The following is a 24994-nucleotide window of genomic DNA, read 5'->3' as shown; positions in this document are numbered from 1 at the left end:
GGTCAGGGCAGACGGGTCAGCTTGCTGTCCAGCTTTGAGCGCATGGTGCGCGGAATCACCGCCGGGTAGCCGTACCAGAGCAGGGCGACCACTTCTTGCTGCTGGGCCTTGATGCCAAGCAGGCGGTAGAACGCCGGCTCGCGGATGATATCGCCGGATGTCCACTTGCAGCCGACCCCGCGGGCCCACAGGTCGAGCATCAGGTTCTGGATCGCGCAGCAGCATGCCGCATAGTCCTCGCGGGCACGCAGCGGCTGGCTTGAGCGCTCACAGGTGATCACCAGCCAGCCCGGAATTTCGGCCCAGCGTCGGCGTTTTTTTTCGCCAGCCTCGGGGCCGCGTTTGCGGGCCACCAGATCCGCATTCAGATCAACAATCGCTTGCTTGGTCTTGTCACCGATCGCGTAAAAGCGCCACGGCTGTGTGAAATAGTGGTTGGGCGCAAAGCAGGCAGCCTGCAGGGCGATTTCGACATCGCGCCACGGCGGCACCCGATCCGGCAGGAAATCGTGGATGGTGCGGCGCTGAATCAGGGCGGCGTGAATTTGCTGGTGGTTATACAGACTCAAGGCAGGGTGCGATCAGTTCAACCGGGTGGCATACAGTGGTCAATGGGGCGTCGTCGTGCAAGCGCAAGCCGGCGGCCAGGTGCATGGCGCAGCCGATGTTTGTGGTCACCAGCGCGGTGGGCTTGATTGCCTGGCAGGCCGCCAGTTTGCTCTCGCGCAGCGCGTCTGCACGTTGCGCGAATTGCAGCATGTGGGTGCCAGCGGCGCCGCAACACGCGGCATCCGGCATGTCGTGCAGCTCAAGGCCGGTCACGCGTTGCAACAGGCTGCGCGCGGCCTCAGGCTGGCGCAGACCGTTGCGCTGGGAGCAGGGCTGATGGATCAGCACGCGTTGTTCGGGGGCGCGCAGCGCCTGATCCGGCCAGTGCTGGCGATTGAGGAAGTGGCAGGCCTCTTCGACCTGTGACCAGCCACTGTCGCGCAGCTGATTGGCGCAGGCCGAATCCAGTGCCAGCACCGGTTTGGACGGATCGAGCAGGTCGTTCAGACGCGCACGCAACGCCTCTGCCTGCTGCGGCTGACCGGCGTGCTGGGCCAGGGCGCCGCAGCAATGACCGGCCGGAATCACGCTGGCCTTGAGCTTGAGGGCGCGGCAGCAGCTCAGCAGGGCCTCAACAGCCGGCGCATTGGCCAGGTCGCCGACGCAGCCGGCAAAGATGTAGACCTCGGCGTTGCGCGCAAAGGCTGGCAATGCCGCGGTTCGACCTTGCGGTAGCAGGCTGAGCTGACGTCTCAGGGCTGTCAGCCGCAGCGCGCGGCTGATCGGCCAGAGCCAAGATCTGAGTCTCTGGGCCAGGCGCAGTGTGGCGCGCAGCAGGCCCCGCAAGCGTTGCCCGCTCAATATGCTTTGCAGCCAGCGCTGGGTGCGCGGGGCGCGGGGTGGATGCAAGGCGCGATGGCTGTCGAGCAATGACAGATACGGCACTTTGGCCGGGCATACCGCTTCGCAGGCCTGGCAGGACAGGCAATGATCCAGGTGTTCGCGCGCGCGATCGCTGGGCGCGACCGTGCCGTCGGCGATTGCCGTCATCATGGCGATGCGCCCGCGCGGCGACTCCGGCTCCATGCCCGACAGGGCGTAGGTGGGGCAGTGCGGTGCGCACAGGCCGCATTTCACGCACAGGTCCGCCTGTTCAATTGGAAATCGATGGTTCATTTCCTAGAATACGCGGCCCTTTGCCCTGAAAAAGCAGATGAACCCTACATTTTATCCGATGCGTCTTGGCACGGCTGTGTTTGCGCTGTGTGCCAGTTTGCACAGTGTTGGGGCCGTCGCAGAGAGTCCCTGGGGCGGCAAAATTGCGGTTGGCGCGATTGCCGCCAGCGGCAACAGCGAGACCAGCACCTTCAACTTCGAATTCGGTCTGAGTTACGACAAAGAGGTGTGGCACAACGCGCTCAAGGCCAGCGCCATGCAGGCGCGCAGTGAAACTGAGGATGATGCGGGCAACATCGAGAAGCGCACCACCTCTGAGCGTTACGTGGTCGGCATGCGCAGCGCATTGGATTTCACCGAGAACGACTACCTGTTCCTGCAGCTGGATTTCGAAAAGGACCTGTTCGGTGGTGTCCGAGAACGGACCGCACAGACACTGGGCTACGGTCGTCGTGTCATCAATGGCGAATCGCACAAGCTGGATCTGGAGCTGGGCGCCGGTGCTCGCCAGACATTGGCACAGGAAGATGGTGCGCGGCGTGAATCTGAGGTGGTGGGACGCGCTGGTCTGATCTATGCTTGGCAGATCAGCGAGACCAGCCGTTTTGCGCAGACCCTGACCACCGAGTACGGTGACACCAACACCTACACGGAATCGCTCAGCGAGCTGAAGCTGTCGGTGATCGGCGGGGTGTTTGCCAACCTGGCCTTTACCGTGAAGCACAACAGCAACGTGCCCGCTGATACCGAGCAAACCGACACCATCTCGTCGGTCTCACTGTCCTACGAATACTAGAGTTTGATTCGGCTTGATTTTTGTCAGCTGAATCCCTAGAATTCGCGCCCTTTCTGTCCACCCCAAGTCTTGGCGCCTTTGCGCGCTAACCGGGATCATTTCAAGAATGACAACCACAGTTTCCGCCAAGCCGCACGAAGTACGCCGCGATTGGGTCCTGATCGACGCCAGTGATCTGGTCCTTGGTCGTCTGGCCACCGAACTCGCTCATCGTCTGCGCGGCAAGCACAAGCCTGAATTCACCCCGCACGTCGATACCGGCGACTACATTGTTGTAGTCAACGCCGAGAAAGTGCGTGTGACCGGCAACAAAGCCAGTCAGAAATTCTACTATCGCCACTCTGGCCGCCCGGGTAACCTGCATGCAGTGCGCCTGGACGACCAGTTGCGCGACCACCCCGAGCGCGTGATCGAAGCGGCCGTCAAAGGCATGCTGCCGAAGAACCCGCTGGGTCGTGCGATGTTCAAAAAACTCAAGATTTACCGTGGCGCTGAGCATCCTCATGCTGCTCAGCAGCCGCAAGTTCTGGATCTGAAGAACTGATTATGCAAACCAACTACGGAACTGGCCGTCGCAAAACCGCCACGGCACGCGTCTTTCTGAAATCCGGCTCCGGCCAGATCACCGTCAACGGCAAGCCGCTCGACGAATTCTTCGGTCGCCCGACCTCGCGCATGATCGTCATGCAGCCGCTGGAAGTGACCGAGAACCTGGGTCGTTTCGATGTCAACGTCACCACCAGCGGTGGCGGTGCCAATGGTCAGGCTGGCGCTATCCGCCACGGTCTGGCTCGTGCCCTGGTTGACTACGACGAAGAGCTGCGTGGTCCGCTGCGCGCTGCCGGTCTGCTGACCCGTGACTCACGTAAGGTTGAGCGTAAGAAAGTCGGCCTGCGCAAAGCACGTAAAGCAACGCAGTACAGCAAGCGCTAAACTTGCGTCAGGTTTGCGGCTTCAGTTTTTGCTGGAGTCGCTGGCCGCAAGGCCAGATCATGGATCTGGCATGCTGAAAGTTACTGGGGGTTCGTCTAGTGGTAGGACTACGGACTCTGACTCCGTCAGCGGGGGTTCGAATCCCTCACCCCCAGCCATACAAGAAAAAGCCCGCGCAAGCGGGCTTTTTTGTTTGTGCTGATGGCGTGGCGGTTAGCCAAGGGCGCCGCCTTGTTTAGATGCGGCTCAAGAAAGCTTCAATTTCCTGGTTGATGCGCCCAGGTGCTTCGAGGGCTGCCAGATGCCCAACAGCGTCTAGCACCTTGAACTGAGCGCCCGGGATGGCTTGAGCCATCTTTTCGGTTTCGGCGACGGGAAAGGTACGGTCCTCTCGACCTGCAATGACCAGCGTCGGGCAATCAATTGCGCCCAGTAGCTGGTGGTGGTCGGCTCGGCGGGGCACGACGCTTTCGATGGCCCAGCTCACCGATTTCGAGTTGACCGTTGCTACCGTGCTACGGATGAAGTCAATCACCTCTGGTTTGGTGCGTTCGGTTGTTGGTCCCGCGAAAGCTGCTACGGCGCGGTTGATCAGCAGATCTGGCACAGAATTTAAGTGGCGCAGCAATGCGGACAAGGCAAAAAACTCAAGCCGCTGCTTGAGTCCGGCGCGGGCGCCGGTGCAGTTCATAAGGACTGTGGCGCGGGCGCGGCGAGGGTAAAGCGCTGCGAAGACCCCGCCCATCATGCCGCCCCATGAGTTGCCGACCAAAACGCAATCTTCGATCTCAAGGACGTCCAGCACTTGGGTCAGGCAAAGGGCGCATTCTTCCATCGTGAAGTTTCGACTCAGCGCGGCACTGCGTCCGTGGCCCGGCGGGTCGATCAGGATCATGCGATGGCTGTTGGCGAAGTGCTCGACCTGACCGCCCCACATCACGCTGTTCATCAGCAGGCTTGACTAGCAAACCATAGCCGGACCTTGGCCACATGCTTGGACGTGGACGTCGCCCAGGACGGTTTTGATGTTGTAGTGGTCGGTGTGGGATGAATTCGGATGAGCGTTCTTTGTCATGTTCGAAACCTATACCTCAAACGCGCTGGAGCTGCGATCGGCAACATCGATGATCAGCCGGCGCATCCACTGATGTGCTGGATTGTGCTGCAACAGTGGGCTCCACGCCATGGTCAACTCGATCAGCGGTATGTCGAATGGTGGGGCATGGACAGCGATCAAAGGATTGTGCGCTTCCAGGCTGGCCGCACGTGTGGGCAGGGTGGCAATCAGGTCGCTTTGTTGGGCCAGCAACATGGCGGCCTGATAGTGTCGGGTGAACACGCTGATCTGGCGTTTCTTGTTAATCCGCGTCAACGCTTCGTCGACCCAGCCCAAGCGCTGCACATTGGCTGGATTCATGCCGACCCCGATGCCCATGCCGGTCTTGCTTACCCAGACATGTTTGGCGGCGAGATAGTTGTCCAGATTGAAGGCGGCATTGATGGGGTTGTCGCGACTGCACAAACAGGCAAAGCGGTCACTCCAGAGCACCTTCTGATGCAGCGACTGGGGCAGCGAATCGAAGCGGTTGATCACCATGTCGACCTTGCCTTGCTCGACATCCGGAAAGCTCACGTCACTGGGCGTCATGATGTCCAGCGTAACCTGCGGCCCTTCGACGCGCAGCCGACGCAACACATGCGGCAGCAACGAGGATTCGGCGTAATCGCTGGCCATGATCCTAAACACGCGGTCTGAGCGGGCGGGGTCGAACTCGGTCTGTGGCTGAACGGCACGTTCCACCGTGGCCAGCACTTCGCGGATAACCGGTTGCAAGGCCAGTGCGCGCTCGGTCGGCACCATGCCTTCGCTGGTGCGCACCAGCAGTGGGTCGCCAAACAGCTGGCGCAGACGCCGCAGGCTGTTGCTCATGGCCGGCTGGCTCAGCTCCAGTTGCTGTGCGGCGCCGGTCACACTGCGCTCGCGCAGCAGCATGTCGAGGTTGCGGAGTAAATTGAGATCGAATCGCGGGTTCGCCATAGCGGGTCAGCCGGTGTTGTCAGCCCCGCTGGCGCGGCGCTTTGCTTGGATTATTTGCGGGGTGAATCATGTGTATTGCTCTCATTTATTATATTTATTCCGCAAGTATCGGTAACATCGCGATCCGCACAGCACCTCCGGGTGTTTTGCGAAGTCTCGTTTACTACCCGTTATTGGAGTCCTTCCATCATGTCTCAGTATCAAGACGACATCGACGCGCTGACCAGCGTGCGCAATGCAGCCGGCAGCAGCTGGGATGCAATCAACCCGGAATACGCCGCTCGCATGAAGGCGCAGAACCGTTTTCAAACCGGTCTGGACATTGCGCGTTACACCGCAGCAATCATGCGCAAAGACATGGAGGAGTACGATCGTGACAGCTCCAAGTACACCCAGTCGCTGGGTTGCTGGCACGGCTTCATCGGTCAGCAGAAGCTGATCTCGATCAAGAAGCACTTCGGTTCCACCGACAAGAAATACCTGTACCTGTCCGGCTGGATGGTTGCGGCCCTGCGTTCCGAGTTCGGTCCGCTGCCTGACCAGTCCATGCACGAGAAGACCTCGGTTGCTGGCCTGATCAAAGAGCTGTACACCTTCCTGCGCCAGGCTGATGCGCGTGAACTTGGCGGCCTGTTCCGTCAGCTCGACGCCGCTTCCGACGCCGACAAGCCGGCCATCCAGGCCCAGATCGACAACTACGAAACCCACGTGGTGCCGATCATTGCCGACATCGATGCTGGTTTCGGTAACGCTGAAGCGACCTACCTGATGGCCAAGCAGATGATCGAAGCGGGTGCTTGCTGCATCCAGATCGAAAATCAGGTGTCCGACGAGAAGCAGTGTGGTCACCAGGACGGCAAGGTCACCGTGCCGCACGAAGACTTCCTGGCCAAGATCCGCGCTGTGCGCTACGCCTTCCTTGAGCTGGGCGTGGACGACGGTGTGATCGTTGCTCGTACCGACTCCCTGGGTGCTGGCCTGACCAAGCAGATTGCTGTGACCCGCGAGCCGGGTGATCTGGGCGACCAGTACAACAGCTTCCTCGACGTGGAAGAAGTGACCCCGGAAACCATGAAAAATGGTGACGTCCTGATCAACCAGGGTGGCAAGCTGGTGCGTCCGAAGCGCCTGCCGTCCAACCTGTTCCAGTTCCGCGCTGGCACGGGTGAAGATCGTTGCGTGCTGGACTGCATCACCTCGCTGCAGAACGGCGCTGACATGATCTGGATCGAAACCGAGAAGCCCCACGTTGGCCAGATCGGTGGCATGGTGAACCGCGTGCGTGAAGTGATCCCGAACGCCAAGCTGGTTTACAACAACAGCCCGTCGTTCAACTGGACCCTGAACTTCCGCCAGCAGGTGTTCGATGCCTGGGCTGCTGAAGGCAAGGACGTGTCGGCTTACGATCGCGGCGACCTGATGAACGTGTCCTACGACGATTCCGAGCTGGCTGCTGCCGCTGATGACAAGATCCGCAGCTTCCAGGCTGATGGTGCCCGCGAAGCTGGCATCTTCCATCACCTGATCACCCTGCCGACCTACCACACCGCCGCGCTGTCGACCGACAACCTGGCCAAGGAATACTTCGGTAAGGAAGCCATGCTGGGTTATGTGGCCAACGTGCAGCGTAAGGAAATCCGTCAGGGTATCGCTTGCGTGAAGCATCAGAACATGGCCGGTTCGGACATGGGCGATGACCACAAGGAATACTTTGCTGGTGAAGCCGCGCTGAAGGCTGCTGGTAAAGACAACACCATGAATCAGTTCTAAAAAACCGATTCAGCAGTACCTCCGAAGAGGGCGATGACATCATCGCCCTCTTTTTTTGTGTCTGAAATTTGTACCATGCCCGGCCAAGGAGAGCCCATGACGTCAACCCATCAGGCCCCGCATGCCGAGTATCTGCGTGCGACCGCATTCATCGACAGCGACCATCCGCAGGTGCAGCGCTTTGCCGCCACTCACGCCGCAGCGGGAAGCGATACGGCGCGCGCTGTGGCGTTGTACTACGCGGTGCGTGATGGCTTTCGCTACGACCCCTATCGCATCGATCTGAGTGTGGCGGGCCTGTGTGCCAGCCGCGTGCTGGAACAGGGATATGGCTGGTGCGTCAGCAAGGCTGTGTTGCTGGCGGCGGTGTGTCGTGCGCAGGGCATCCCGGCGCGGTTGGGCTATGCCGATGTGCGCAATCATCTGTCCACAGAACGTTTGCGCCAGACGCTGAAAACCGACGTGTTCTTTTTTCACGGTTACACCGACATCTGGCTGGACGGTGAGTGGCGCAAGGCCACGCCGGCCTTCAACATCGAGCTGTGCGATAAGTTCGGCTTGCACCCGCTGGAGTTCGACGGGCGTAGTGATTCGATCTATCACCCGTTCGACAAGGCCGGCGAGCGGCATATGGAATACCTCAACTTTCGCGGCGCCTATGCCGACGTGCCCCTGCGCGAGATGCAGACGACTTTCGAGCGCGAGTATCCCGGGGTGTTTGATGCCATCCAGGGCGCAGATTTCAGCGCTGATGTGAATCGCGAAACAGCATCCTGAATCAGATCGGCGCGGCGACGCCTTGTCGGGCGCATGCTTACGCCTGCGGCGCATTTCCTGTTATCAGCCGGAATTGCTAAAATTGTCCGGATAAATCGCCCGTTCGGCGTGCCTCAGCATCAGGAGAATTCGCCTAGCGCTGACTTCTCCGGATCAGCCATCAGCAAGACTGAGCCTACACGTTTTTGCGAAAACGTTGTTGGCCCGTTCGTCGCGATGCTTGGGTCTGACGGTTGCCTGTCGTTCGATCTCCAACTACTCATCGAGAACCAGATATATGAGCCTGTACCAGGACTATCTCAAAGACATCGATGCTCGCAAAGAGCATGGATTGAGCCCCAAACCTATCGAAGATAGCGCACTGCTGAGCGAGATCATCGCGCAGATCAAGGATCAGGCCCACGAGCATCGCGAAGATTCGCTCAAGTTCTTCATCTACAACACGCTGCCGGGCACCACCAGCGCGGCGGGCGTCAAGGCGGCCTTCCTCAAGGAGATCATTCTGGGTCAGGCTGAAGTGCCTGAAATCACCCCGGCTTTTGCTTTCGAACTGCTGTCGCACATGAAAGGCGGTCCGTCGATTGGCGTACTGCTGGATCTGGCACTGGGTGACGATGCCCAGATCGCCGCGCAGGCGGCTGAGGTGCTCAAGACGCAGGTGTTCCTGTACGAAGCCGACACCGACCGTCTGGCAGAGGCCTATGCCGCGGGCAATGCAATTGCCAAGGACGTGCTTGAAAGCTATGCCCAGGCTGAATTCTTCACCAAGCTTCCTGAGCCGGACGAAGAGGTCAAAGTGGTGACCTACATCGCCGCAGAAGGTGATGTCTCGACCGACTTGCTGTCACCCGGCAACCAGGCGCATTCGCGCTCCGACCGTGAACTGCACGGCAAATGCATGATTTCGCCGCAGGCTCAGGCCGAGATCGAGCAGCTCAAGGCCCAGCACCCGGACAAACGGGTCATGCTGGTGGCTGAAAAAGGCACCATGGGCGTGGGTTCCTCACGTATGTCCGGGGTCAACAACGTGGCTCTGTGGATGGGTAAGCCGGGCAGTCCCTACGTACCCTTCGTCAATATTGCACCAGTGGTGGCGGGCACCAATGGTATTTCACCGATCTTCCTGACCACCGTGGGTGTGACCGGCGGTATCGGTCTTGATCTGAAGAACTGGGTCAAGAAACTCGACGACAATGGTCAACCGGTGCTCGATGCCAATGGTGACCCGGTGCTGGAAGAGCGTTACTCGGTTGCCAACGGCACAGTGCTGACGATCAATTCCAAGACCAAGAAACTGTACGACGAAAGCGGCACCAAGGAACTGGCTGACATTTCCTCGTCGTTCACCCCGCAGAAACTTGAATTCATCAAGGCCGGCGGCTCCTACGCTGTGGTCTTTGGCAAGAAACTGCAGAGTTTTGCTGCGGCAACGCTGGGCATTGAAGCGCCGGCTGTGTTTGCAGCGTCCAAGGAAATTTCGTACGAAGGTCAGGGCCTGACTGCGGTGGAGAAGATCTTCAACCGCAACGCCGTTGGCGTGGCCGAAGGCAAGCTGTTGCATGCCGGCTCCGATGTTCGTGTCACCGTCAATATCGTGGGTTCGCAGGACACCACCGGTCTGATGACGGTGCAGGAACTCGAAGCCATGGCCGCCACGGTGATTTCGCCCAAGGTCGACGGTGCCTACCAGTCGGGTTGCCACACTGCGTCGGTGTGGGACAGCAAGGCGCAGACCAACATTCCGAAGCTGATGGGCTTCATGAACAAGTTTGGCCTGATCACCGCACGCGACCCCAAGGGTGTCTACCATTCGATGACCGACGTGATTCACAAGGTCCTCAATGACATCACCGTGGATGACCGCGCCGTGATCATCGGCGGCGACTCGCACACCCGCATGTCCAAAGGCGTGGCATTCGGCGCCGACTCCGGCACCGTAGCGCTGGCGCTGGCCACCGGTGAGGCCACCATGCCGATCCCCGAGTCGGTCAAGGTCACCTTCAAGGGCAGTCTGCAAGATCACATGGACTTCCGTGATGTGGTCCATGCAACCCAGGCACAGATGCTCAAGCAGTTCGGCGACAACGTGTTCCAGGGCCGCGTGGTGGAAGTGCATATCGGCACCTTGCTGGCCGATCAGGCGTTCACGTTCACCGACTGGACCGCCGAGATGAAAGCCAAGGCGGCGGTGTGCATCTCCAATGACGACACCCTGATCGAATCGCTGGAACTGGCCAAGAGCCGCATCCAGATCATGATCGACAAGGGCATGGAAAACCCGGCTAAGACCCTGCACGGGCTGATCGAGATGGCCGACAAGCGCATCGCGGAAATCCGCTCCGGTGAAAACCCGGCGCTCAAGCCGGATGACAACGCCAAGTACTTTGCCGAGTTCGTGGTGGACCTGGATCAGATCACCGAGCCGATGATCGCTGACCCGGACGTCAACAACGCCGATGTCTCGCGTCGCTACACCCATGACACCATCCGTCCGGTGTCGTACTACAAGGGTGAGAAGAAGGTTGATCTGGGTTTCGTTGGTTCGTGCATGGTGCACAAGGGCGATCTCAAGGTGATTGCCCAGATGTTCCGCAACCTGGAGAAGCAGACCCCGCAGATCGCCTTTAAGGCACCGCTGGTGGTGGCGCCGCCGACCTACAACATCATCGATGAACTCAAGGCCGAAGGTGACTGGGACGTGTTGCAGAAGCATTCCGGTTTCGAGTTTGACGACAACGCACCGAAGAACGCAGCGCGCGTCTCCTACGAGAACATGATGTACCTGGAGCGGCCGGGTTGTAACCTGTGCATGGGTAACCAGGAAAAGGCCGAGAAAGGCGACACCGTCATGGCCACCTCGACGCGTCTGTTCCAGGGCCGTGTTGTTGAAGACAGTGACGACAAGAAGGGCGAATCCCTGCTGGCCTCAACGCCGGTGGTGGTGCTGTCGACGATTCTTGGTCGTACGCCGACCATCGATGAGTACAAGGCTGCAGTGGACGGCATCGAACTGACCAAGTTCGCTCCGCCGATTGATCAGCAGCCGGTGCCGCGCACGTCGATCAACTAGTTCGCGGGCTTGTCCGAGCGCACAAAAACGCCACCTTCACGGTGGCGTTTTTTTATGCCGCCAAAGGTCCGGAGCGGCGCCCCGGATTCAGCGTGTCGGGTCGGCCTGCCAGCCCGGTTCCCAGACCTTGCGGAAGGCGGCGCTGGCCCAGCCGGTCGGGTAATCGGCGGGGCTCATCTGCTGGCCACCGGTGATCATGTCGCCCAGTTCGTCCTGATAGCGCAGCCAGGTGATCGTGGGCTGCCACTGCAAGGGGCGTTTTGACCAGTCGCACACCATTGGCGTGCCGTTGACGTCGAACGCGCTTTCCAGCTGCAACCATTGCGCTTCAGTCCAGTCAGCAAAGGGTGCCGGCAGACCGTCGTTGGCGAAGCCATAGTCGTCCTCGCGGCTGAACGGGCGCAACTGGCACTGGACTTGATCACCATAGATGTCATCCCCGGCCACCGTGCGTGGCGTGCCGAACACCATCATGGCTTCTTCGGGGCACATCTGGCCTGGGATCAGCTCGCACTGATCCTCAAGTGAGGCGGGCTTGTTGCTGATGATCTTGTTGGCCAGTGCAGCATCGCCAGTGTCGGCTTCAACGGCATCCAGCCATGTGGCCATGGCGAACAGCGCATCATTCATGAACGACGGATTGCCGATCAGCGGCGTGGCGCCACCCCAGTGAACGAAGTTGTCTCGATGGCCGAACTCGCGTTCCAGGCGCCAGCGCACCCAGTAACCGTGAACGCTGTCGTGTGCGGCGCCGGGGTCCGGGCCGGTCATGTTGATGATGGCCACGGTATCCATATTGACGATGGTGTTGAGGATGCCGCTGCGGTAGGCGTTGGGCAGCGCCGGTGTGTCCGGGGCCAGACGTTGGCTGGTGACGTTCAGGTCGGTGTCGACGCCGCCGATGTTCACGTTGAGGGCGAGGAACTGATCGGGCGTGATCAGGCCGCTCTGCAATGCGCCCAGGCCGTACTGCACGCCCTGATTGCCAAGCGGAAAGCCGGCAAAACCCTGGCCCAACAGCACTTCATTGGCTGACCAGCGGTCGTTGCCGTTGAGATCGAAACGCTGACGCGGGCCGACCATGTTGCGCATGAAGGTCAGCACGTCGCAACGTGCGCCGGACGGGTTGGTGTCCGGATGGTAGCGCGCCTCATCGCTGATGCCGCCACAAGACGACTGCGGATCGACCGCTTCGGCAAACAGGGCGTCATTGGCCAGGTAGGCGTTGACGATGCCGTTGGGATGGCCGTAGATAGCATTTTGCTGTGCCACGGTGAAATTGGTGCCGTCACGCGCGGTGGTGAAGGCGATTTCGTCCTGGGTGACCGGCAGCTCTTGGGCCGAAGCGGGGAAGCCGGCCGGTATGTCATCAATGGTGCCGAAGTAGCGCAGCAGGATGTGATAGTCGGCAAACTGGGTCGCGGTGCTCATCACATCCGGGTAGGTGCAGGTGGTGAGCAGGCCCTGGTACAGGCCGGGGTAGGCGTTGGCAATCATGTTCTGCGTGATGGCGCCGCCCGAGCAACCAGTGCCGACGGTATAACGCAGCGCGCCGTACTGTTCGACAAAACGCTCCTTGGCCATCAGCAACGATTCGGCCTGATACGACAGGTTGCAGTTGTGGCCGAGGTTGAGCTGGGCGGTGGAAAGCACCGCCCAGCCCTGGCCCAGAGCGGCGATATAGGACTGCTCGATCGCGGGATTGGCCGGAATGGTGCCGGCGTAATCGTCGAAACGCGGCGAGCTGGTGTCGTGATCGCCGCGGCAATTGCCACCGTGCGTGACCAGCAGGCGCCCATTCCACTGCGATTGCGGGCTGGCCGGCGTCCATGCTTCGTCGGCTTTGTGCAGGGTGTAGATCGTGTATTTGTCGCGTGCCTGATAGCCGGATTCTTCACGCACCAGAAACGGGATGGTTTCGCCGTTGTCGGTGGTCGTGGTGGCCACATCGGCTGGTGGATTGTCCGGATCGTAGGGCAGCAGGCCTGCAGCCGTGGGGTCGCTGGATTTGTATAGCCATGCGTAGGTCACCGGCTGATTGCACTGCGCGTCGCTCGCATCCGCGTTGCCGCAGTGCCAGGGTTGGATCTGCGGGCCGGTGAAGACCGGTCCGCCAATCGGATGATTGATGACACTGACGCTGCCGCCTAAATTGGTCGTGAGCGTGTTCTCGCCCAGTTGCAGGCCTTCGACCAGACCGAGCAGTACATTCGGCGTTGCGGGGGCGGCGCTGAGGGATGCTCCGGTGTCCACGCCATCGCGCAGCACCACCAGCTGGGGTGCATCGGCGGCGTCGTCAAGTTCGACCTGAATCAACACATCGCCGCCAGAAATCAGATCCGCACGGTTGGAGACAACTTTAAGCGTGGCGCTTTGTGGTCCCGGTGTGGCGGTAGGCGAGGGTGACGTGCTGGCGGAGGGTGATGGTGTTGCCGAAGACGTTGGGTTCGGTGTTGGCGAGGCGGTGGATTGCGGTGGGGTGGGTGTCGGTGTCGGGGTGCTGGTGCCGTTACCGCCACCGCAGGCAGTCAGGGTGATCAGAAACAGCAAGGTTGCAGACGGCTTATTCATGGTCGGCGGTCTCCTGGTGAGGCTCAGGTGGCGCCGCTCCGTCGTCGCTCCTATTGAGTAGGTTTTGTTCTGTGGGTCATTCGTGACCGCATCAGTTTAGTGCATGCATGGCTTGTGCCGGGCGCGCTGTTCGGCACTCCGATGACTCAGTCGGATGTGTCGGTTTGCAGCACGCTGCGCCATTGCTGCTGTGTGGCCAGCCCCGCCATGAGCTGCTCTAGCAGCATCTCAAAGCCGCCCTCCAGGGTGGCTTCTGGCACCGCGTGCGGTGGGCGCCCCCGACACAGGCTGACCAATCCATGCAGCGAAGCCCAGATGGCAAAGGCCTGGCGGTGCGGCTCGCCCGCTTTGATCTGGCCGGCCTGCTGGCAGCGCTGCAGCATGTCGGTGAGCACTTCGTACGAGCGCAAAGAGGCCATCTTCACCGTGTCGCAACTGCGTCCGATCAGGCTGGGATGGAACATCAGGTCATACAGGTCGGCGTGCTCCACCGCGAAACGGATATAGGCCAGGCCCATATGGTGCAGCTGATCCAGCGGACAGCTTTCCGTGCGCTTGGCACGTTGCTGCGCAGCCTCGGCGGTGGCTGCCCGCAACTGCTCAAAACCTTCCATGATGATTTGGCCAAGCAACTCATCTTTGCTGCTGTAGTGGCGATAAATCGCACTGCGTGACACGCCCAGTCGTTCGGCTACGGCACGTAATGTGAGGCCGTCCAGGCCTTGCGCCTGAACCAGTGAACGAGCGGTATCCAGCAGTGCGGCACGCAGGTTGCCGTGATGGTAGGCCGATTTTTCAGAAGAGCGCGTCATTACGGCGCTATGGTGCGAAATTAATGTTGACAATGTCAACATGGGTGCTTATGTTGCCGCTGTTCACATTTGCTCGAGCGCAACATCGATGCCGCTCGTGCACCAGGTTTTGAGGAAAACCGCATGATGTTTATCAAGACACAAAAGCGCGTTGCCGTCGCTCTGTTGAGCATGGTCGCTGTTGTGAGTGTGGCCGCGTGTGGCGGCAGCGATGAAGCGGTGGATGCATCCGCCAACGAGGCCCCGAATGCCTCGCGCTATGTTCGCGTCGCACCGGTTGAGACGATCAGCTCGGTTGCGCCGTTGCCGTTCAGTGGCACGGTCACGGCGTCCAGCGGCGCCGATCTGGCATTTCAGACCAGCGGGCGCGTGGCGCGCCGCGTGGTCGAGGTCGGGCAGCGGGTGCAGGCCGGCGAGTTGTTGCTGGTGCTCGACAATCCGCAGCTGGCCCCGGCGCTTGAGTCCGCGGTGGCGCGTGAGCAGGAATTGCAGACCCGCTATGACCAGGCTCAGCGCGACCAGCGTCGGGTCGACGGATTGTTCGCCAGCGGTGCTGCCACGCGTGAAGAGCATGAGCAGGTCGAGGCCAATGCACAGGCGCTCAAGGCAGCCTTGTCGCTGGCCCGGGCCGAGCGTGCCCGCGCTCAGGCCCTGCTCGACGAAACCCGGCTCAAAGCCCCGTTTGCCGGCGAAATCACCGCGGTGATGGTGGATGAAGGTCAGATCGTGGCGCCGGGGCAGAGCGTGCTTGCGCTCAGCGGCGAGAGTCATCTGGAACTGGAAATCGGCGTGCTGGCGCGGATGTTGCCGGTGTTGGAGCTCGGCCAGAACGTCACGCTGCTGCAGTTTGGTGAAGCCCTGGATGTACACGGCGAAATTTCACGCATCGCCACGGCCAGCTTGCCCGGCGCGCTGAATCGTGTGGTCGTGCGTCTGCCTCAGGATGCACGCCTGCATGCCGGCATGACCCTGGGTGTGGCCCTGCCGTCGACCCCGCAACAGACCCTGCTGTCGGTGCCCATGCGGGCTGTGGTGGACATTGGTCTGGGTGCGCCGCGGGTGTTCCAACTGCGTGAAGATACGGTCGAAGCGCGTGCGGTTCAGCTCGTTCGTATCCTCGGAGAGCGGGTGCTGGTCAGTGGTGAGCTGGCGGCCGGTGATCTGGTGGTGATCGCTGGTCTGTCAGGGCTGCAGCATGGCCAGCGCGTCGAGCGCGTCAAATAGGAGACGCCCATGCGTATGCATCAAGTTCTCGCTGCGCGGCGCCTCAATCTGGCGGTGACCGTGTTGTTCGTGCTGATTGGCGTGCTCGCCTACCTGAGCATGCCGCGCCAGGAAGACCCGTTTTTTCCGTATCGCGGCGGCGTGATTAAAACCATTTTTCCGGGGGCTGATGCGGAGCGGATTCGCAAGCTGGTGGTGGCCCATTTGGAGCGCGAGATCAGCGAAATTGCTGATCTGGACTTTGTCCGCTCGACCGTGCGCAACAACGTAGCCCTGACCACGGTGGTGATGAAGGATCACATCTACGACACCGAATCGAAGTGGAATGAGGTGCGCCGGGCGATCGATCGCGCTCGGGTGTTTTTCCCGCCCGGTGTTGAGGAGCCGGAGCTGGATGACCGGGTGATCACGACCAGCACGGCAACCTACGCGGTGACCGGCAGCGACGATCTGCATCAAATGGCTGCGGCCGCGCGGACCTTGCGCGATGCGTTTCTGCAGCTCGGCGATCTGGTGCGTATCGACGTGTATGGCGAGCCCGGTGAGCAGGTCAATATTGCGCTGGAAGATGCCACCGCAGCGCGTTATGGCATCAGCGCGCAGAATCTGGCCCAGCAGCTGGCCGGGCGCGTGCAGTTGTTGGGTGCGGGTTCGCTGGTGGCGGGTTCCACGCGCATGACGCTGAAGCCGGAAACCGAGTTCCGCAGCATCGAGGAGTTGCGCCAAACCCCGGTGCGCTTGCCCAGTGGTGATGTCATCCCGCTGGCTGCCCTGAGTGAGGTTTGGCTGGGGCCGCAGGAGCCCTCCACGCCGCGGATGTGGCACAACGGCGAACCCGCCGTGCTGGTTGATGTGATTGCGGCGCAGAACACCATCAATGCGGTGGCCTACGGTGAACGCATGCGCGCCCTGGTCGATGCGTTGCGTCCGCAGTTGGCCCCGCTGCAGATTCAGGAAATGTTCTACCAGCCGGGGCGGGTCAAGGACCGTCTGGATGGCCTGTCGCGCTCGCTGCTCATGGCTGTGGCCATCATCCTGCTGGTGCTGGTGTTCTCCATGGGCATGCGGCTGGCCTTGCTGGTTGCGGTGATTCTGCCTGCGGTGGCGGCCATGAGCCTGGCCTTCTACGCCCTGGGCGGTGGCGTGCTGCATCAGATGGCGGTGGTTGGCCTGATCGTGGCCCTGGGCATTCTGGTCGACAACGCCATCGTCATGATCGAGGAGGTGCAATACCAGCTCAATCAGGGTTACCCGCCGGTTGATGCCGCGCTCAATGCGGTGCATCAGCTGGCCAAGCCTTTGTTGGCGGCAACCGGCACCACCATCGCGGCCTTCATTCCGCTGGCGGTGTCGAAAAGCGGGGTCGGTGACTTTACCCGCGCTGTGCCGATCATGATCATGATCTCACTGGTGGCGAGTTACTTTTTCGCCACCGTCATCACCCCCATGCTGGGCGAAACCTTTCTCAAGCCGCAAGGCAAGGCCGGGCAGGTCGAAAGTGGCTGGCCGGAGAAACTGGGGCGCCTGGCCGGTGGGTTGGGCAGCCAGCGTGCCGGCCTGGTGCTGGGTATCGCCGGTGTGGGTTGCGCGGTGTTGATGAGCTGGGGCTTGAGCAATCTTGAGTCCGAGTTCTTTCCCCAGGCCGACCGCGACCAGGTGCTGGTTGACATCGCCTTGTCGGAAGGCACAACGCTGGCCGAAACCGAGCGCGTTGCGCGGGTTGTGGAGCGTGCGCTGCGCAGCTACCCCGATGTGCTGGAAGTGCACGGTTTCCTGGGCCATTCCGGGCCGCGTTTCTACTACAACCTGCTGCGTCGCCCCGATCAGCCCAATCGAGCACGGTTGGTGGTGCGCTCGACCGGCATCGAGGGTAATCTGCGCATTATTGCGGCGATCCGTGAGTTTGCGCACCGGGCGTTGCCGGAAGCAGATGTCATCGCCAAGATTCTGGCCCAGGGCCCACCGATCGACTCGCCGATCGAAGTGCGCATCTACAACGAGGATCCGGTGCGTCTGGCGCAGGCCACCGACATGATTCTGCAGACCGTGCAGAGCACTGCCGGTGCCATCGACGCGACCCACAATCTGGGGCTGGGCGCGCCTGAGATGCAGTTCGAGATCGACGATGCCCACGCCATGAGTTACGGCCTGAGCCGAGCTGATGTGGCGCAAGCCTTGCTCAGCCGCAGCCAGGGCATTCGCATCGGCAGCTACCGTGCAACTCATGAGCCGGCGCCGATCCTGGTACGTTCGCTGGCGGGTGAAAAAACCAGCCCGGCCGATCTTGAAGGTGTGATGGTGTTCAATGCACAGGGCCAGGGCATTCCGCTGGGCGCGCTGGCGCGACCCAGTCTGAGCTGGCAACCAGGGGCGATCTACACCGAAAACCAGCGCCGCAATGCGTTGGTCTCTGCCGAGCTGGATTTCGGTTTCGTGTTCAGCCAGGTGCTGCATGCGGTGCAACCGCGTCTGGCCGCGCTGGATCTGCCTGAGGGCACGACCTACGAGTTTGCGGGCGAGGCCGAGGCCTCCGGGGATGCCAATTCGGCGATCGCCGGGGTGGCGCCGCTGGGGCTGGCCATGCTGCTGTTCTTCCTGCTCTGGCAGTTCAATTCCTTCCGCCGTTTGCTGATCGTGATGACCTCGGTGCCGCTGGCCTTTGTCGGCGTGATTGCCGGCCTGGCGCTGCTCGGTATTCCGTTCGGGTTTCAGCCTTTGCTGGGCTGCATCGCGCTGATCGGGATTGTGGTCAACAATGCGATTGTGATGATTGATGTGCTTGATCAGAACCTCGCAGCGGGCAAACCGTTTGTGCGTGCCATGACCGAAGCGGTGGAGCGCCGCACCCGGCCGATTCTGCTGACCACCGCGACCACCGTGGCGGGTTTGCTACCACTGGCGCTGTCCAACTCGACGATGTGGCCGCCGATGGCCTGGCCGATCATCACCGGCTTGGTGACGTCGACCGCTTTGACCCTGTTCGTGGTGCCGGCATTGTGTCGTCTGCTGCTGGCCTGGCGTGGTGGTGAGGTCGTGCGTGCCAGCGCCTCGCTTGTCGGCGCGCTGGCCCTGGGCACGCTGCTGCTTCAACCCGCCCCGGCGCAGGCCCAGGCGCTGGAACTTGAAGCGCTGATGGACAAGGCTCGTCAGCTGCCGCTGGTTCAGGCCGAAAGTCATGCTCTGCGTGCTTCGCAAGCGTTGGTCTCGGTGCAGCGACGGGCCGCCTGGGCGCCCACCCTGGACGTGACTTACAGCGCCTTGCACCGCGACCGCGTGGCCCAGATCGACACCGGCAACGGAGCGCTGCGCCTGGGTGAGCATCTGGGCCAGCGGCAGGCGCTGATCTTGCGGCAGCCTTTGTTCCAGCCCTCACGCAGCCTGTATCAGGTGCCGGCTGCGCAGGCCGATGCCGAGGCTCAGGCCTGGCGCGCGCAGCGCGTGGCTGACAGTGCGGCGCTGGGTGCGGCCAAGCTGTATCTGGCCCAGCTGCGGCTGAGCGCAAGCGCGCGTGGGTTTGAAGCCCTGCATGCCAGCAGCGAAGCCCGGCTTGAGTATGTTCAGTCTTTAGTCGAACAGGGCCGTGCCCTGCGCGCTGATGCGCTGGATGTGCGTTTGGCCCGCGACGAGGTGGCTCAGCGCCAGGCCGAGATCGGCCATCAGCGTGCGTTGCTCGCGGATGAGCTGGCCAGCATTGCGGGTGGGCGCGCCGAGGACTGGTTGAATCTGGCTGAGCCCAAGTTGTCGCCATCGGTGCCCGAGCGCGATCAGGCCGCCGCCCTGGCCGAGCAGCACCGCCCTGAATTGCAGGCTCTGAGCCTGAGCGTGCGGGCGCTGCAGCTGCGCGCGCGCGGGATCTCGGCCGAGGCCTGGCCTCAGATCGGAGCGGAGTTCACGGCCCTGAAAACCGACGGTGATCCGATCGAGCCGGAGCATGATGTGCGTGCTGCCGTGCAGGTGCAGTGGCAGCTGTTCAGCGGTGGTACACGCTCGGCCCGCCGCGCCGCGCTCCAGGCCCAGGCGCAGGATGCCCAGGCGCGGCTGGCGGAGCAGCGTCGGCAGGTGCGTCTGGAACTTGAGCGGGCCTATCAGGATCTGGCACTGGCGCAGGAGCGCGAGCGCCTGGCCGCAGCAGCCGAGGAATCGGCAGATCAGCGTCTGGCTGTGCGCAATGCACGTTTCGAGGCCGGGCGTGAACGCATCGAGGATGTGCTGGCCGCCGAAGCGGTGCTGCAACAGCAGCGCACGCGGCGGGTGAGCGCGGCCCTGGATCGCCTGGAAGCGCAACTGGATGTGCGCCATGCTTTGGGGCTGCTTGAGTTGTAGCCTGTGTTAAATCTGCAGGCGGTTTGTCTGCTTGCACACAACGTAAGAGATCACGATGATGATTATTGATGCCTGGGCGCAGCACCCGACCTTGCGCCATATTCAGGATCCGATTTTCGAGTCCCTGTGGCGCTGGACGCGCAGTGCACCGCCGAGCCAGCCGGTGCCGGTTGCCGCCACGCTGGCGGCCATGGATGCGGCGGCCGTGGATGTCAGCCTGATTTCGGCCTGGGTTGCGCCGCGCAACGTCATGATCTCAAACGATGAGGTGGCCGAGTTTGTTGCCGCCTCAAACGGTCGTCTGGTTGGTGTCGGTTCGGTGGATATTTCGCGGCCCATGCAGGCGCTGCGCGAAGTGCGCCGCTGCATCAACGAACTGGGCTTCAAAGCCATTCGTGTGCTGCCATGGTTGTGGGAAGTGCCGCCGACAGACCGACGCTTCTATCCGGTGTACACCGCATGTGCTGATCTGGGCGTGCCGTTCTGCACTCAGATCGGTCATACCGGGCCGCTGATGCCCAGCGAAGTGGGACGGCCGATCTACCTTGACCAGGTCGCTCTGGACTTCCCGGAGCTGCGTATTGTGGGCGGCCATATTGGCTATCCCTGGACCGAAGAAGCCATTGCGGTGGCCACCAAGCACGAGAACGTGTTCATCGATACATCGGCCTACAGCGTGACGCGTTATCCGCCTGCGCTGGTTGATTTTCTCAAGGCGCATGGTCGTCACAAGGTGCTGTTTGGTACCAACTACCCGATGATGACGCCGGCCAAAGCCTTGCAGGGTCTGGATACGCTGGCCCTGGATGACGAGGTCAAAGCCGCCTTTCTGGGCGGCAATGCACAGCGTGTGTTTGGCCTGACGCCGGCGGCTTAGGCCGGATTGTCATCCCGCTTGAGCCAGCGCCACAGCAGCAGCGCCTGTGGCACCAGCACCACCAAGGTGATGGCGAGCATGGCGCTGGACAGCGTGGCGGCGTAACCGAAGCGCAGGTACTCGAAGCTGTTTTCGTACACGTACTGCGGCAGCATCGTGCTCATGAATTGAGGCCCGCCTTTGGTCACGATCTGCGCTGGAATGAAACTGGTCTGAAAGGTCATGGCGAAGTCGCGCGCGGCCAGCAGGGCGATGATCGGGGCCATTAACGGCAGGCTGATCAGGCGAAACTGGCCCAGGCGGCTGACCCCCTCCAGCGCGGCCAGATCGTACCAGGCCTGCGGAATCTGACGGCGTGCCACGACCAGGATCAACAACAGTTCACCGGCCAGAACGCCGAGGATCAGAATCAGTGAACTGCGTGCACCCTCGGCGCTGAGCAGCCAGCTGGCGCCATTCACCCGCCAGTTGTCGAGGGCAGCCGCGATCGGGCCGAAATGCGGGTTGAGCAACCACAACCAAGCGGTGGCCCAGACCAGGGTCGGCACCACCACCGGTAATAGGCTGATCAGCAGGGCGGCGCGGCTGGCCCGGCCGGGTCGTTGCAACAGCAGCGACAGGCCCAGCGCCAGCAGCAGGCGCAAGGGAATGCTGAGTGCGGCTATCAGCAGTGAGTTGCGCAGGCTCTGCTGGAACAGGGCATCGTCCAGCATGCGCTGGTAGGCGGCCCAGCCCAGCCACTGCGGGGCCGCCAGGCCGTCAAAGCTGAACAGGCCCAGTACCAGTGTCATCAGCAGCGGCGCGAACACCAGCAGTCCCAGCGCCAGCGCCAGTGGGATCAGTTTCATGCCGGGATGCGGCGACCATCGCCGGGCTCGAAGTACAGGGCCTGGTCAAAATCCGCAGCGATCCGCAGCGTGGCCGGCGGCGGCGTTGGCTGCAGGGGCTGGGACGCCACCAGTTCCAGGTCATCGTGGCCGCTCAGGTACCACAGCTCGCGCTCGCCGAGAATTTCGCGTCGTTTGAGCGTGACCGGCCAGGCTGTCGGGTCATCACTGGGTTTGAGATGCTCCGGACGAATACCCAGCTGCAAGGCGCGGCCTTCGGTTGCGGGGCCGGGTACGAGATGATCGCCCCAGTGCCAGCGATCGCCCTGGCGGGCCAGTGGAATCAGGTTGATGCCGGGGCTGCCGATGAAACGCGCGACCGCCGCGCTGTGCGGTTGGGCGTAGATGGCGTGGGGCGGGTCAAGCTGCAGCAGGCGGCCGTGCTCCAGGATGCCGATACGGTCTCCTAGGGCCATCGCTTCGTGCTGGTCGTGGGTCACGTGCAGCATGGTTGCCTGCGACAGGCCGTGGACCCGCAACAGTTCCTCGCGCAGGCGCGCGCGCAGCGGTGCATCAAGCTGGGACAAAGGTTCATCCAGCAGGATCAGGCCCCCTTCACGCAGCAGTGCACGACCCAGTGCCACACGTTGTTGTTCACCGCCTGAAAGCGCGCGTGGGCGCCGCTCCAGCAGGGCGCTGATTTCCAGCCAGCCGGCCACATCGCGCGCCCGCTGCACGGCAGCAGCTTTGCGCATGCCGCGTGCGCGCAAGCCGAAGGTCAGGTTGTCGAGCACGCTCAGATGAGGCAGCAGGGCCGCCTGCTGAAACACCATGCCGACCGCGCGCTGGCCCGGGGGCAAGTGCTGTACCGGACGCCCCGCGATGCGGATTTCGCCCGCGCTGATCGGGATCAGACCGGCGATGGCGCGCAGCAGGGTTGATTTGCCGCTGCCTGAAGGGCCGGCCAGCACCAGACGTTCACCGGCGGCAACCTCAAGGTTGAAATCCTCCAGCACGGTGTTGTGGCCCAGGCGCACGGTGACATTGCGCAGGCTCAGCGCGCTGCCGCTCATGGCGTGGCCGGTGGGAACAGATCGCCCACCGCGTCGTCGATCAGGGTGACCAGACGGTTGCCGTCGTGCAGGCCCATCTGTGCTTCGGCCCCGGCATTGGCCATGGATTCGAACATCCATTCCTCGATGATCGGCTTGCTGCGATTCTCAAGTTCGTACCAGTAGGGGGTGACCGGCAACCGGCGCACGATCGCGATGTTGTCGAGGAACACCTGGGCGCGAGAGGGTGGCAGATCCGGATCAAGAAAAGCCTCACTTTGGGCGACCGAGCGGCGCACCGGCACGATCCGTCCACTGGCCGTCAGGCGACGCTGACCGGCTTCGCTCAGGGCATAGGCCACGAAGCGCGCGGCGGCATCATGCTGGGTGCTGGCGCGGCTCAGGCAGTAGGCATCGGCGTGCAGCAAGGTGGCAGCCTGCTTGTTGCGCGGCAGAGGGGCAACGTCCCAGTCGAGCCCCTCAACGCTGCGCAGGGCTGTGGCGTAGCGCCGGCTTTGAATGATCATGCCCAGCCCGCCCTGTATGAAGCGTGCCTCGGGGCCCAGCGCGCGGCGTTGAGCCAGCGGTGGCATCACCCCAACTTCGGTGCGCAGCCGTTTGGGGTACATCAGGCCGATCAAGGCTTTGTAATCGCGCAACATCAGGGCGCGGGGCTGCTCCAGCCGGTCCACGATGCGCCCCCCGGCCTGCCACACAAAGGGCGCCATGTGGACCAGGTCGGGATCGAAATCCAGACCGAACACATCGGGTTGGCGATCGCCGTCGGTGTCGCGGGTTAGCGCTCGGGCAGCATCGTGAAAGGCTTTCCAGTTCCAGTCATCGGCGGGCTCCTCAACCCCATAGCGTTGAAACAGCGCGCGGTTGTAGTACACCACCTGGGTCGAAATGTTCTGCGGCAGGCACAGCTGGGCGCCCTGATATTGGAAGGCTTCGAGTGCCGCGGGGTAGAAATCCTCGGGCTCAAAAGCGCCCTGTGCCGCCACGGCTGGCCCCAGGGGCTGCAACAGGTTCTTGCCCAGGAACTGACCGTAGCGGCGGTAATTGATCAGGAACAGGTCCGGTGGGCCGCCCCCGGCAAATGCGGTGGCCAGCTGGGTGACATGCTCACGCTGGCGGCCAATGGTGCGCAGGGACACCTCGATATCCGGGTTTTGCGCTTCAAACGCAGCGATCAGGTCACGATAGGCGCTGACCTCGACCGGATCGGCAACCAGTTGCAGGCGGATCTGCTGTCGGGTGGGTGTGTCGCCATCCGGCGAGGTGCAGCCGAGCAGGATCAAACTGAGCAGCATGATGAGGCGCATTAGCGACTCTCCTGGGATTTGAGCCATGGCAACATGGCCACAAGGAAAAACAGGATGGGCAGGATCAGCCAGACCGCACCGGCCATCCACACCGACAGCTCGCCCTGACCAAGCACTTCAAGGCCATGCAGGGCCAGTGGCGCGGTGGTGACGGCGCCGCTGCGCAGGTAGATCAGCGGGTCCAGCGCATTGCCCCAGAACGCGGCAAAACTGAGAAACGCCACAGCCAGGGTGGCCCCACGCAGCTGCGGCAGCACCACCTGCCACCACAGGCCGATCAGACCCAGACCTTCCAGGCGTGCCGCCTCCAGTTGGGCCATGGGGATGTGACGCAGCGAATAGAGATAGAGCAGGATCAACAGCGGTCCACCACCCAGCAGGGCCGGCGCCAGCAATGGAAGCGGTGTGTCCTGCAAACCCAGTGCGTTGAATAGCAGAAAGCGCGGCAGCCACAGTGCGGTGTAGGGCACGGATGCGGCCAGTACCAGGGCCGTGATGAACAGGCGTCGGGGTAGCGGGCGGCTGAGATGAATGGCCAATGCGCTGAGCGAGGCCACCACCACCGAGAGCAGCATGCCGGACAGCGCAATCAGCAGCGACCAGCCTAGCGCCGGTCCCATCCCGGCCAGCGACCAGGCGCGTTGCAGGGACGCCAGGCTAGGGGTGTCAGGCCACCATTGTCCGGCGTGGGGTACGCTGCCGGGCGGGAACAATGCGGCACACAACAGCACAAACAGCGGCGCGGCCAGAGCCAGCGCAGGCATGATTTTCAGACATGTCGAGAGCAAGCCGTGCATCGGCCCATGATACCTGCAACACAGCGCGCGACCGGCTCGCCGCGCTACCATCCGGGGCTTGTTCTGGCCTGGTTCAG

Annotated in this window: 19 protein-coding genes and 1 tRNA gene; 10 read left to right on the top strand and 10 right to left on the bottom strand. The window is 62.2% G+C overall.

The annotated features are described in order from the left end of the window. Positions 1-2 precede the first annotated feature (2 nt). A complete protein-coding gene (locus tag ATO7_RS09520; protein WP_083561482.1) occupies positions 3-569 on the bottom strand; it encodes a nitroreductase family protein in 567 nt (188 codons plus the stop codon). Then, positions 556-1725, bottom strand: a complete 1170-nt coding sequence (locus tag ATO7_RS09515) for a (Fe-S)-binding protein (protein ID WP_083561480.1) — start codon at positions 1723-1725, stop codon at positions 556-558. The genes ATO7_RS09520 and ATO7_RS09515 overlap by 14 nt, the downstream gene beginning before the upstream one ends. Before the next feature lie 37 nt (positions 1726-1762). Here ATO7_RS09515 and ATO7_RS09510 point away from each other — a divergent pair, with 37 nt between their 5' ends. The 4 genes from ATO7_RS09510 (at position 1763) to ATO7_RS09495 (ending at position 3612) form a co-directional block, all read left to right on the top strand. Continuing rightward, complete coding sequence (locus ATO7_RS09510; protein WP_083561479.1) at positions 1763-2521, top strand: DUF481 domain-containing protein; 759 nt, start codon at positions 1763-1765, stop codon at positions 2519-2521. A 106-nt stretch (positions 2522-2627) separates the two neighbouring features. Further along, on the top strand, positions 2628-3065 hold the full coding sequence (gene rplM / locus ATO7_RS09505) for a 50S ribosomal protein L13 (RefSeq protein ID WP_083561477.1): 438 nt from the start codon (positions 2628-2630) through the stop codon (positions 3063-3065). Between the two features lie 2 nt (positions 3066-3067). After that, positions 3068-3454, top strand: a complete 387-nt coding sequence (gene rpsI, locus ATO7_RS09500; RefSeq protein WP_083561476.1) for a 30S ribosomal protein S9 — start codon at positions 3068-3070, stop codon at positions 3452-3454. Positions 3455-3538: 84 nt separating this feature from the next. Then, positions 3539-3612: transfer RNA gene (locus tag ATO7_RS09495), tRNA-Gln, on the top strand. A gap of 77 nt (positions 3613-3689) precedes the next feature. Here ATO7_RS09495 and ATO7_RS09490 read toward each other — a convergent pair. Together ATO7_RS09490 and ATO7_RS09485 are read right to left on the bottom strand one after the other, a co-directional pair. Then, on the bottom strand, positions 3690-4403 hold the full coding sequence (locus ATO7_RS09490; protein ID WP_083561475.1) for an alpha/beta fold hydrolase: 714 nt from the start codon (positions 4401-4403) through the stop codon (positions 3690-3692). A 135-nt stretch (positions 4404-4538) separates the two neighbouring features. Next, positions 4539-5492, bottom strand: coding sequence for a LysR family transcriptional regulator (locus tag ATO7_RS09485; protein ID WP_083561473.1), 954 nt, complete (start codon positions 5490-5492; stop codon positions 4539-4541). A 189-nt stretch (positions 5493-5681) separates the two neighbouring features. On the opposite strand from ATO7_RS09485, the gene ATO7_RS09480 reads away from it, so the two are divergent. The 3 genes from ATO7_RS09480 (at position 5682) to ATO7_RS09470 (ending at position 11109) form a co-directional block, all read left to right on the top strand. Further along, positions 5682-7262 carry an isocitrate lyase gene (locus ATO7_RS09480; RefSeq protein WP_083561471.1) on the top strand — a complete coding sequence of 527 codons (1581 nt, stop codon included), beginning with the start codon at positions 5682-5684 and terminating at the stop codon, positions 7260-7262. 96 nt (positions 7263-7358) lie between these two features. Further along, positions 7359-8039 carry a transglutaminase-like domain-containing protein gene (locus ATO7_RS09475; RefSeq protein WP_083561469.1) on the top strand — a complete coding sequence of 227 codons (681 nt, stop codon included), beginning with the start codon at positions 7359-7361 and terminating at the stop codon, positions 8037-8039. A gap of 277 nt (positions 8040-8316) precedes the next feature. Further along, positions 8317-11109, top strand: a complete 2793-nt coding sequence (locus ATO7_RS09470) for a bifunctional aconitate hydratase 2/2-methylisocitrate dehydratase (RefSeq protein ID WP_083561466.1) — start codon at positions 8317-8319, stop codon at positions 11107-11109. Between the two features lie 87 nt (positions 11110-11196). Here the strand turns inward: ATO7_RS09470 and ATO7_RS09465 are convergent, their stop codons facing one another. Next, a complete protein-coding gene (locus ATO7_RS09465) occupies positions 11197-13680 on the bottom strand; it encodes a DUF6351 family protein (RefSeq protein ID WP_146680264.1) in 2484 nt (827 codons plus the stop codon). Positions 13681-13826: 146 nt separating this feature from the next. Next, positions 13827-14492 carry a TetR/AcrR family transcriptional regulator gene (locus ATO7_RS09455; RefSeq protein WP_158523140.1) on the bottom strand — a complete coding sequence of 222 codons (666 nt, stop codon included), beginning with the start codon at positions 14490-14492 and terminating at the stop codon, positions 13827-13829. A 123-nt stretch (positions 14493-14615) separates the two neighbouring features. Here ATO7_RS09455 and ATO7_RS09450 point away from each other — a divergent pair, with 123 nt between their 5' ends. Genes ATO7_RS09450 through ATO7_RS09440 form a run of 3 tightly spaced genes read left to right on the top strand, consistent with a single transcriptional unit; the run spans position 14616 to position 20916 of the window. Continuing rightward, positions 14616-15716: an efflux RND transporter periplasmic adaptor subunit gene (locus tag ATO7_RS09450; protein ID WP_146680263.1), complete on the top strand. Its 1101-nt coding sequence runs from the start codon at positions 14616-14618 to the stop codon at positions 15714-15716. Between the two features lie 9 nt (positions 15717-15725). Next, positions 15726-20039 carry an efflux RND transporter permease subunit gene (locus ATO7_RS09445; protein WP_083561458.1) on the top strand — a complete coding sequence of 1438 codons (4314 nt, stop codon included), beginning with the start codon at positions 15726-15728 and terminating at the stop codon, positions 20037-20039. Between the two features lie 55 nt (positions 20040-20094). Next, the gene (locus tag ATO7_RS09440) at positions 20095-20916 is read left to right on the top strand and encodes an amidohydrolase family protein (protein WP_083561456.1); all 822 of its coding nucleotides are present in this window, start codon (positions 20095-20097) and stop codon (positions 20914-20916) included. On the opposite strand, the gene ATO7_RS09435 is transcribed toward ATO7_RS09440, so the two are convergent. From ATO7_RS09435 to ATO7_RS09420, 4 genes are read right to left on the bottom strand one after another with little or no spacing between them, the layout of a single operon-like run. Further along, positions 20913-21764, bottom strand: coding sequence for a carbohydrate ABC transporter permease (locus tag ATO7_RS09435; protein WP_083561455.1), 852 nt, complete (start codon positions 21762-21764; stop codon positions 20913-20915). The two genes, ATO7_RS09440 and ATO7_RS09435, sit on opposite strands and share 4 nt — an antisense overlap. Continuing rightward, on the bottom strand, positions 21761-22816 hold the full coding sequence (locus tag ATO7_RS09430; protein ID WP_158523139.1) for an ABC transporter ATP-binding protein: 1056 nt from the start codon (positions 22814-22816) through the stop codon (positions 21761-21763). The genes ATO7_RS09435 and ATO7_RS09430 overlap by 4 nt, the downstream gene beginning before the upstream one ends. Beyond that, a complete protein-coding gene (locus tag ATO7_RS09425; RefSeq protein WP_158523138.1) occupies positions 22813-24120 on the bottom strand; it encodes an ABC transporter substrate-binding protein in 1308 nt (435 codons plus the stop codon). Before ATO7_RS09425 ends, ATO7_RS09430 begins: the two co-directional genes overlap by 4 nt. Next, on the bottom strand, positions 24120-24884 hold the full coding sequence (locus ATO7_RS09420) for an ABC transporter permease subunit (RefSeq protein ID WP_083561452.1): 765 nt from the start codon (positions 24882-24884) through the stop codon (positions 24120-24122). The genes ATO7_RS09425 and ATO7_RS09420 overlap by 1 nt, the downstream gene beginning before the upstream one ends. Between the last annotated feature and the right edge of the window lie 110 nt (positions 24885-24994).

Origin of the sequence: Oceanococcus atlanticus (assembly GCF_002088235.1) — a bacterium.
GTDB classification, from domain to species: domain Bacteria; phylum Pseudomonadota; class Gammaproteobacteria; order Nevskiales; family Oceanococcaceae; genus Oceanococcus; species Oceanococcus atlanticus.
The sequence above is the reverse complement of the archived record's forward strand: the minus strand, read 5'-3'. Positions and strand labels throughout refer to the sequence as shown.

Coding starts and splice junctions, on each gene's coding strand:
- ATO7_RS09420 (WP_083561452.1), bottom strand. CDS start 24,884: ATGCCTGCGCTGGCTCTGGCCGCGCCGCTGTTTGTGCTGTTGTGTGCC.
- ATO7_RS09465 (WP_146680264.1), bottom strand. CDS start 13,680: ATGAATAAGCCGTCTGCAACCTTGCTGTTTCTGATCACCCTGACTGCC.
- ATO7_RS09470 (WP_083561466.1), top strand. CDS start 8,317: ATGAGCCTGTACCAGGACTATCTCAAAGACATCGATGCTCGCAAAGAG.
- ATO7_RS09450 (WP_146680263.1), top strand. CDS start 14,616: ATGATGTTTATCAAGACACAAAAGCGCGTTGCCGTCGCTCTGTTGAGC.
- ATO7_RS09455 (WP_158523140.1), bottom strand. CDS start 14,492: ATGACGCGCTCTTCTGAAAAATCGGCCTACCATCACGGCAACCTGCGT.
- ATO7_RS09510 (WP_083561479.1), top strand. CDS start 1,763: ATGAACCCTACATTTTATCCGATGCGTCTTGGCACGGCTGTGTTTGCG.
- rplM (WP_083561477.1), top strand. CDS start 2,628: ATGACAACCACAGTTTCCGCCAAGCCGCACGAAGTACGCCGCGATTGG.
- ATO7_RS09490 (WP_083561475.1), bottom strand. CDS start 4,403: ATGAACAGCGTGATGTGGGGCGGTCAGGTCGAGCACTTCGCCAACAGC.
- ATO7_RS09445 (WP_083561458.1), top strand. CDS start 15,726: ATGCGTATGCATCAAGTTCTCGCTGCGCGGCGCCTCAATCTGGCGGTG.
- ATO7_RS09430 (WP_158523139.1), bottom strand. CDS start 22,816: ATGAGCGGCAGCGCGCTGAGCCTGCGCAATGTCACCGTGCGCCTGGGC.
- ATO7_RS09475 (WP_083561469.1), top strand. CDS start 7,359: ATGACGTCAACCCATCAGGCCCCGCATGCCGAGTATCTGCGTGCGACC.
- ATO7_RS09425 (WP_158523138.1), bottom strand. CDS start 24,120: ATGCGCCTCATCATGCTGCTCAGTTTGATCCTGCTCGGCTGCACCTCG.
- ATO7_RS09435 (WP_083561455.1), bottom strand. CDS start 21,764: ATGAAACTGATCCCACTGGCGCTGGCGCTGGGACTGCTGGTGTTCGCG.
- rpsI (WP_083561476.1), top strand. CDS start 3,068: ATGCAAACCAACTACGGAACTGGCCGTCGCAAAACCGCCACGGCACGC.
- ATO7_RS09440 (WP_083561456.1), top strand. CDS start 20,095: ATGATGATTATTGATGCCTGGGCGCAGCACCCGACCTTGCGCCATATT.
- ATO7_RS09485 (WP_083561473.1), bottom strand. CDS start 5,492: ATGGCGAACCCGCGATTCGATCTCAATTTACTCCGCAACCTCGACATG.
- ATO7_RS09480 (WP_083561471.1), top strand. CDS start 5,682: ATGTCTCAGTATCAAGACGACATCGACGCGCTGACCAGCGTGCGCAAT.
- ATO7_RS09515 (WP_083561480.1), bottom strand. CDS start 1,725: ATGAACCATCGATTTCCAATTGAACAGGCGGACCTGTGCGTGAAATGC.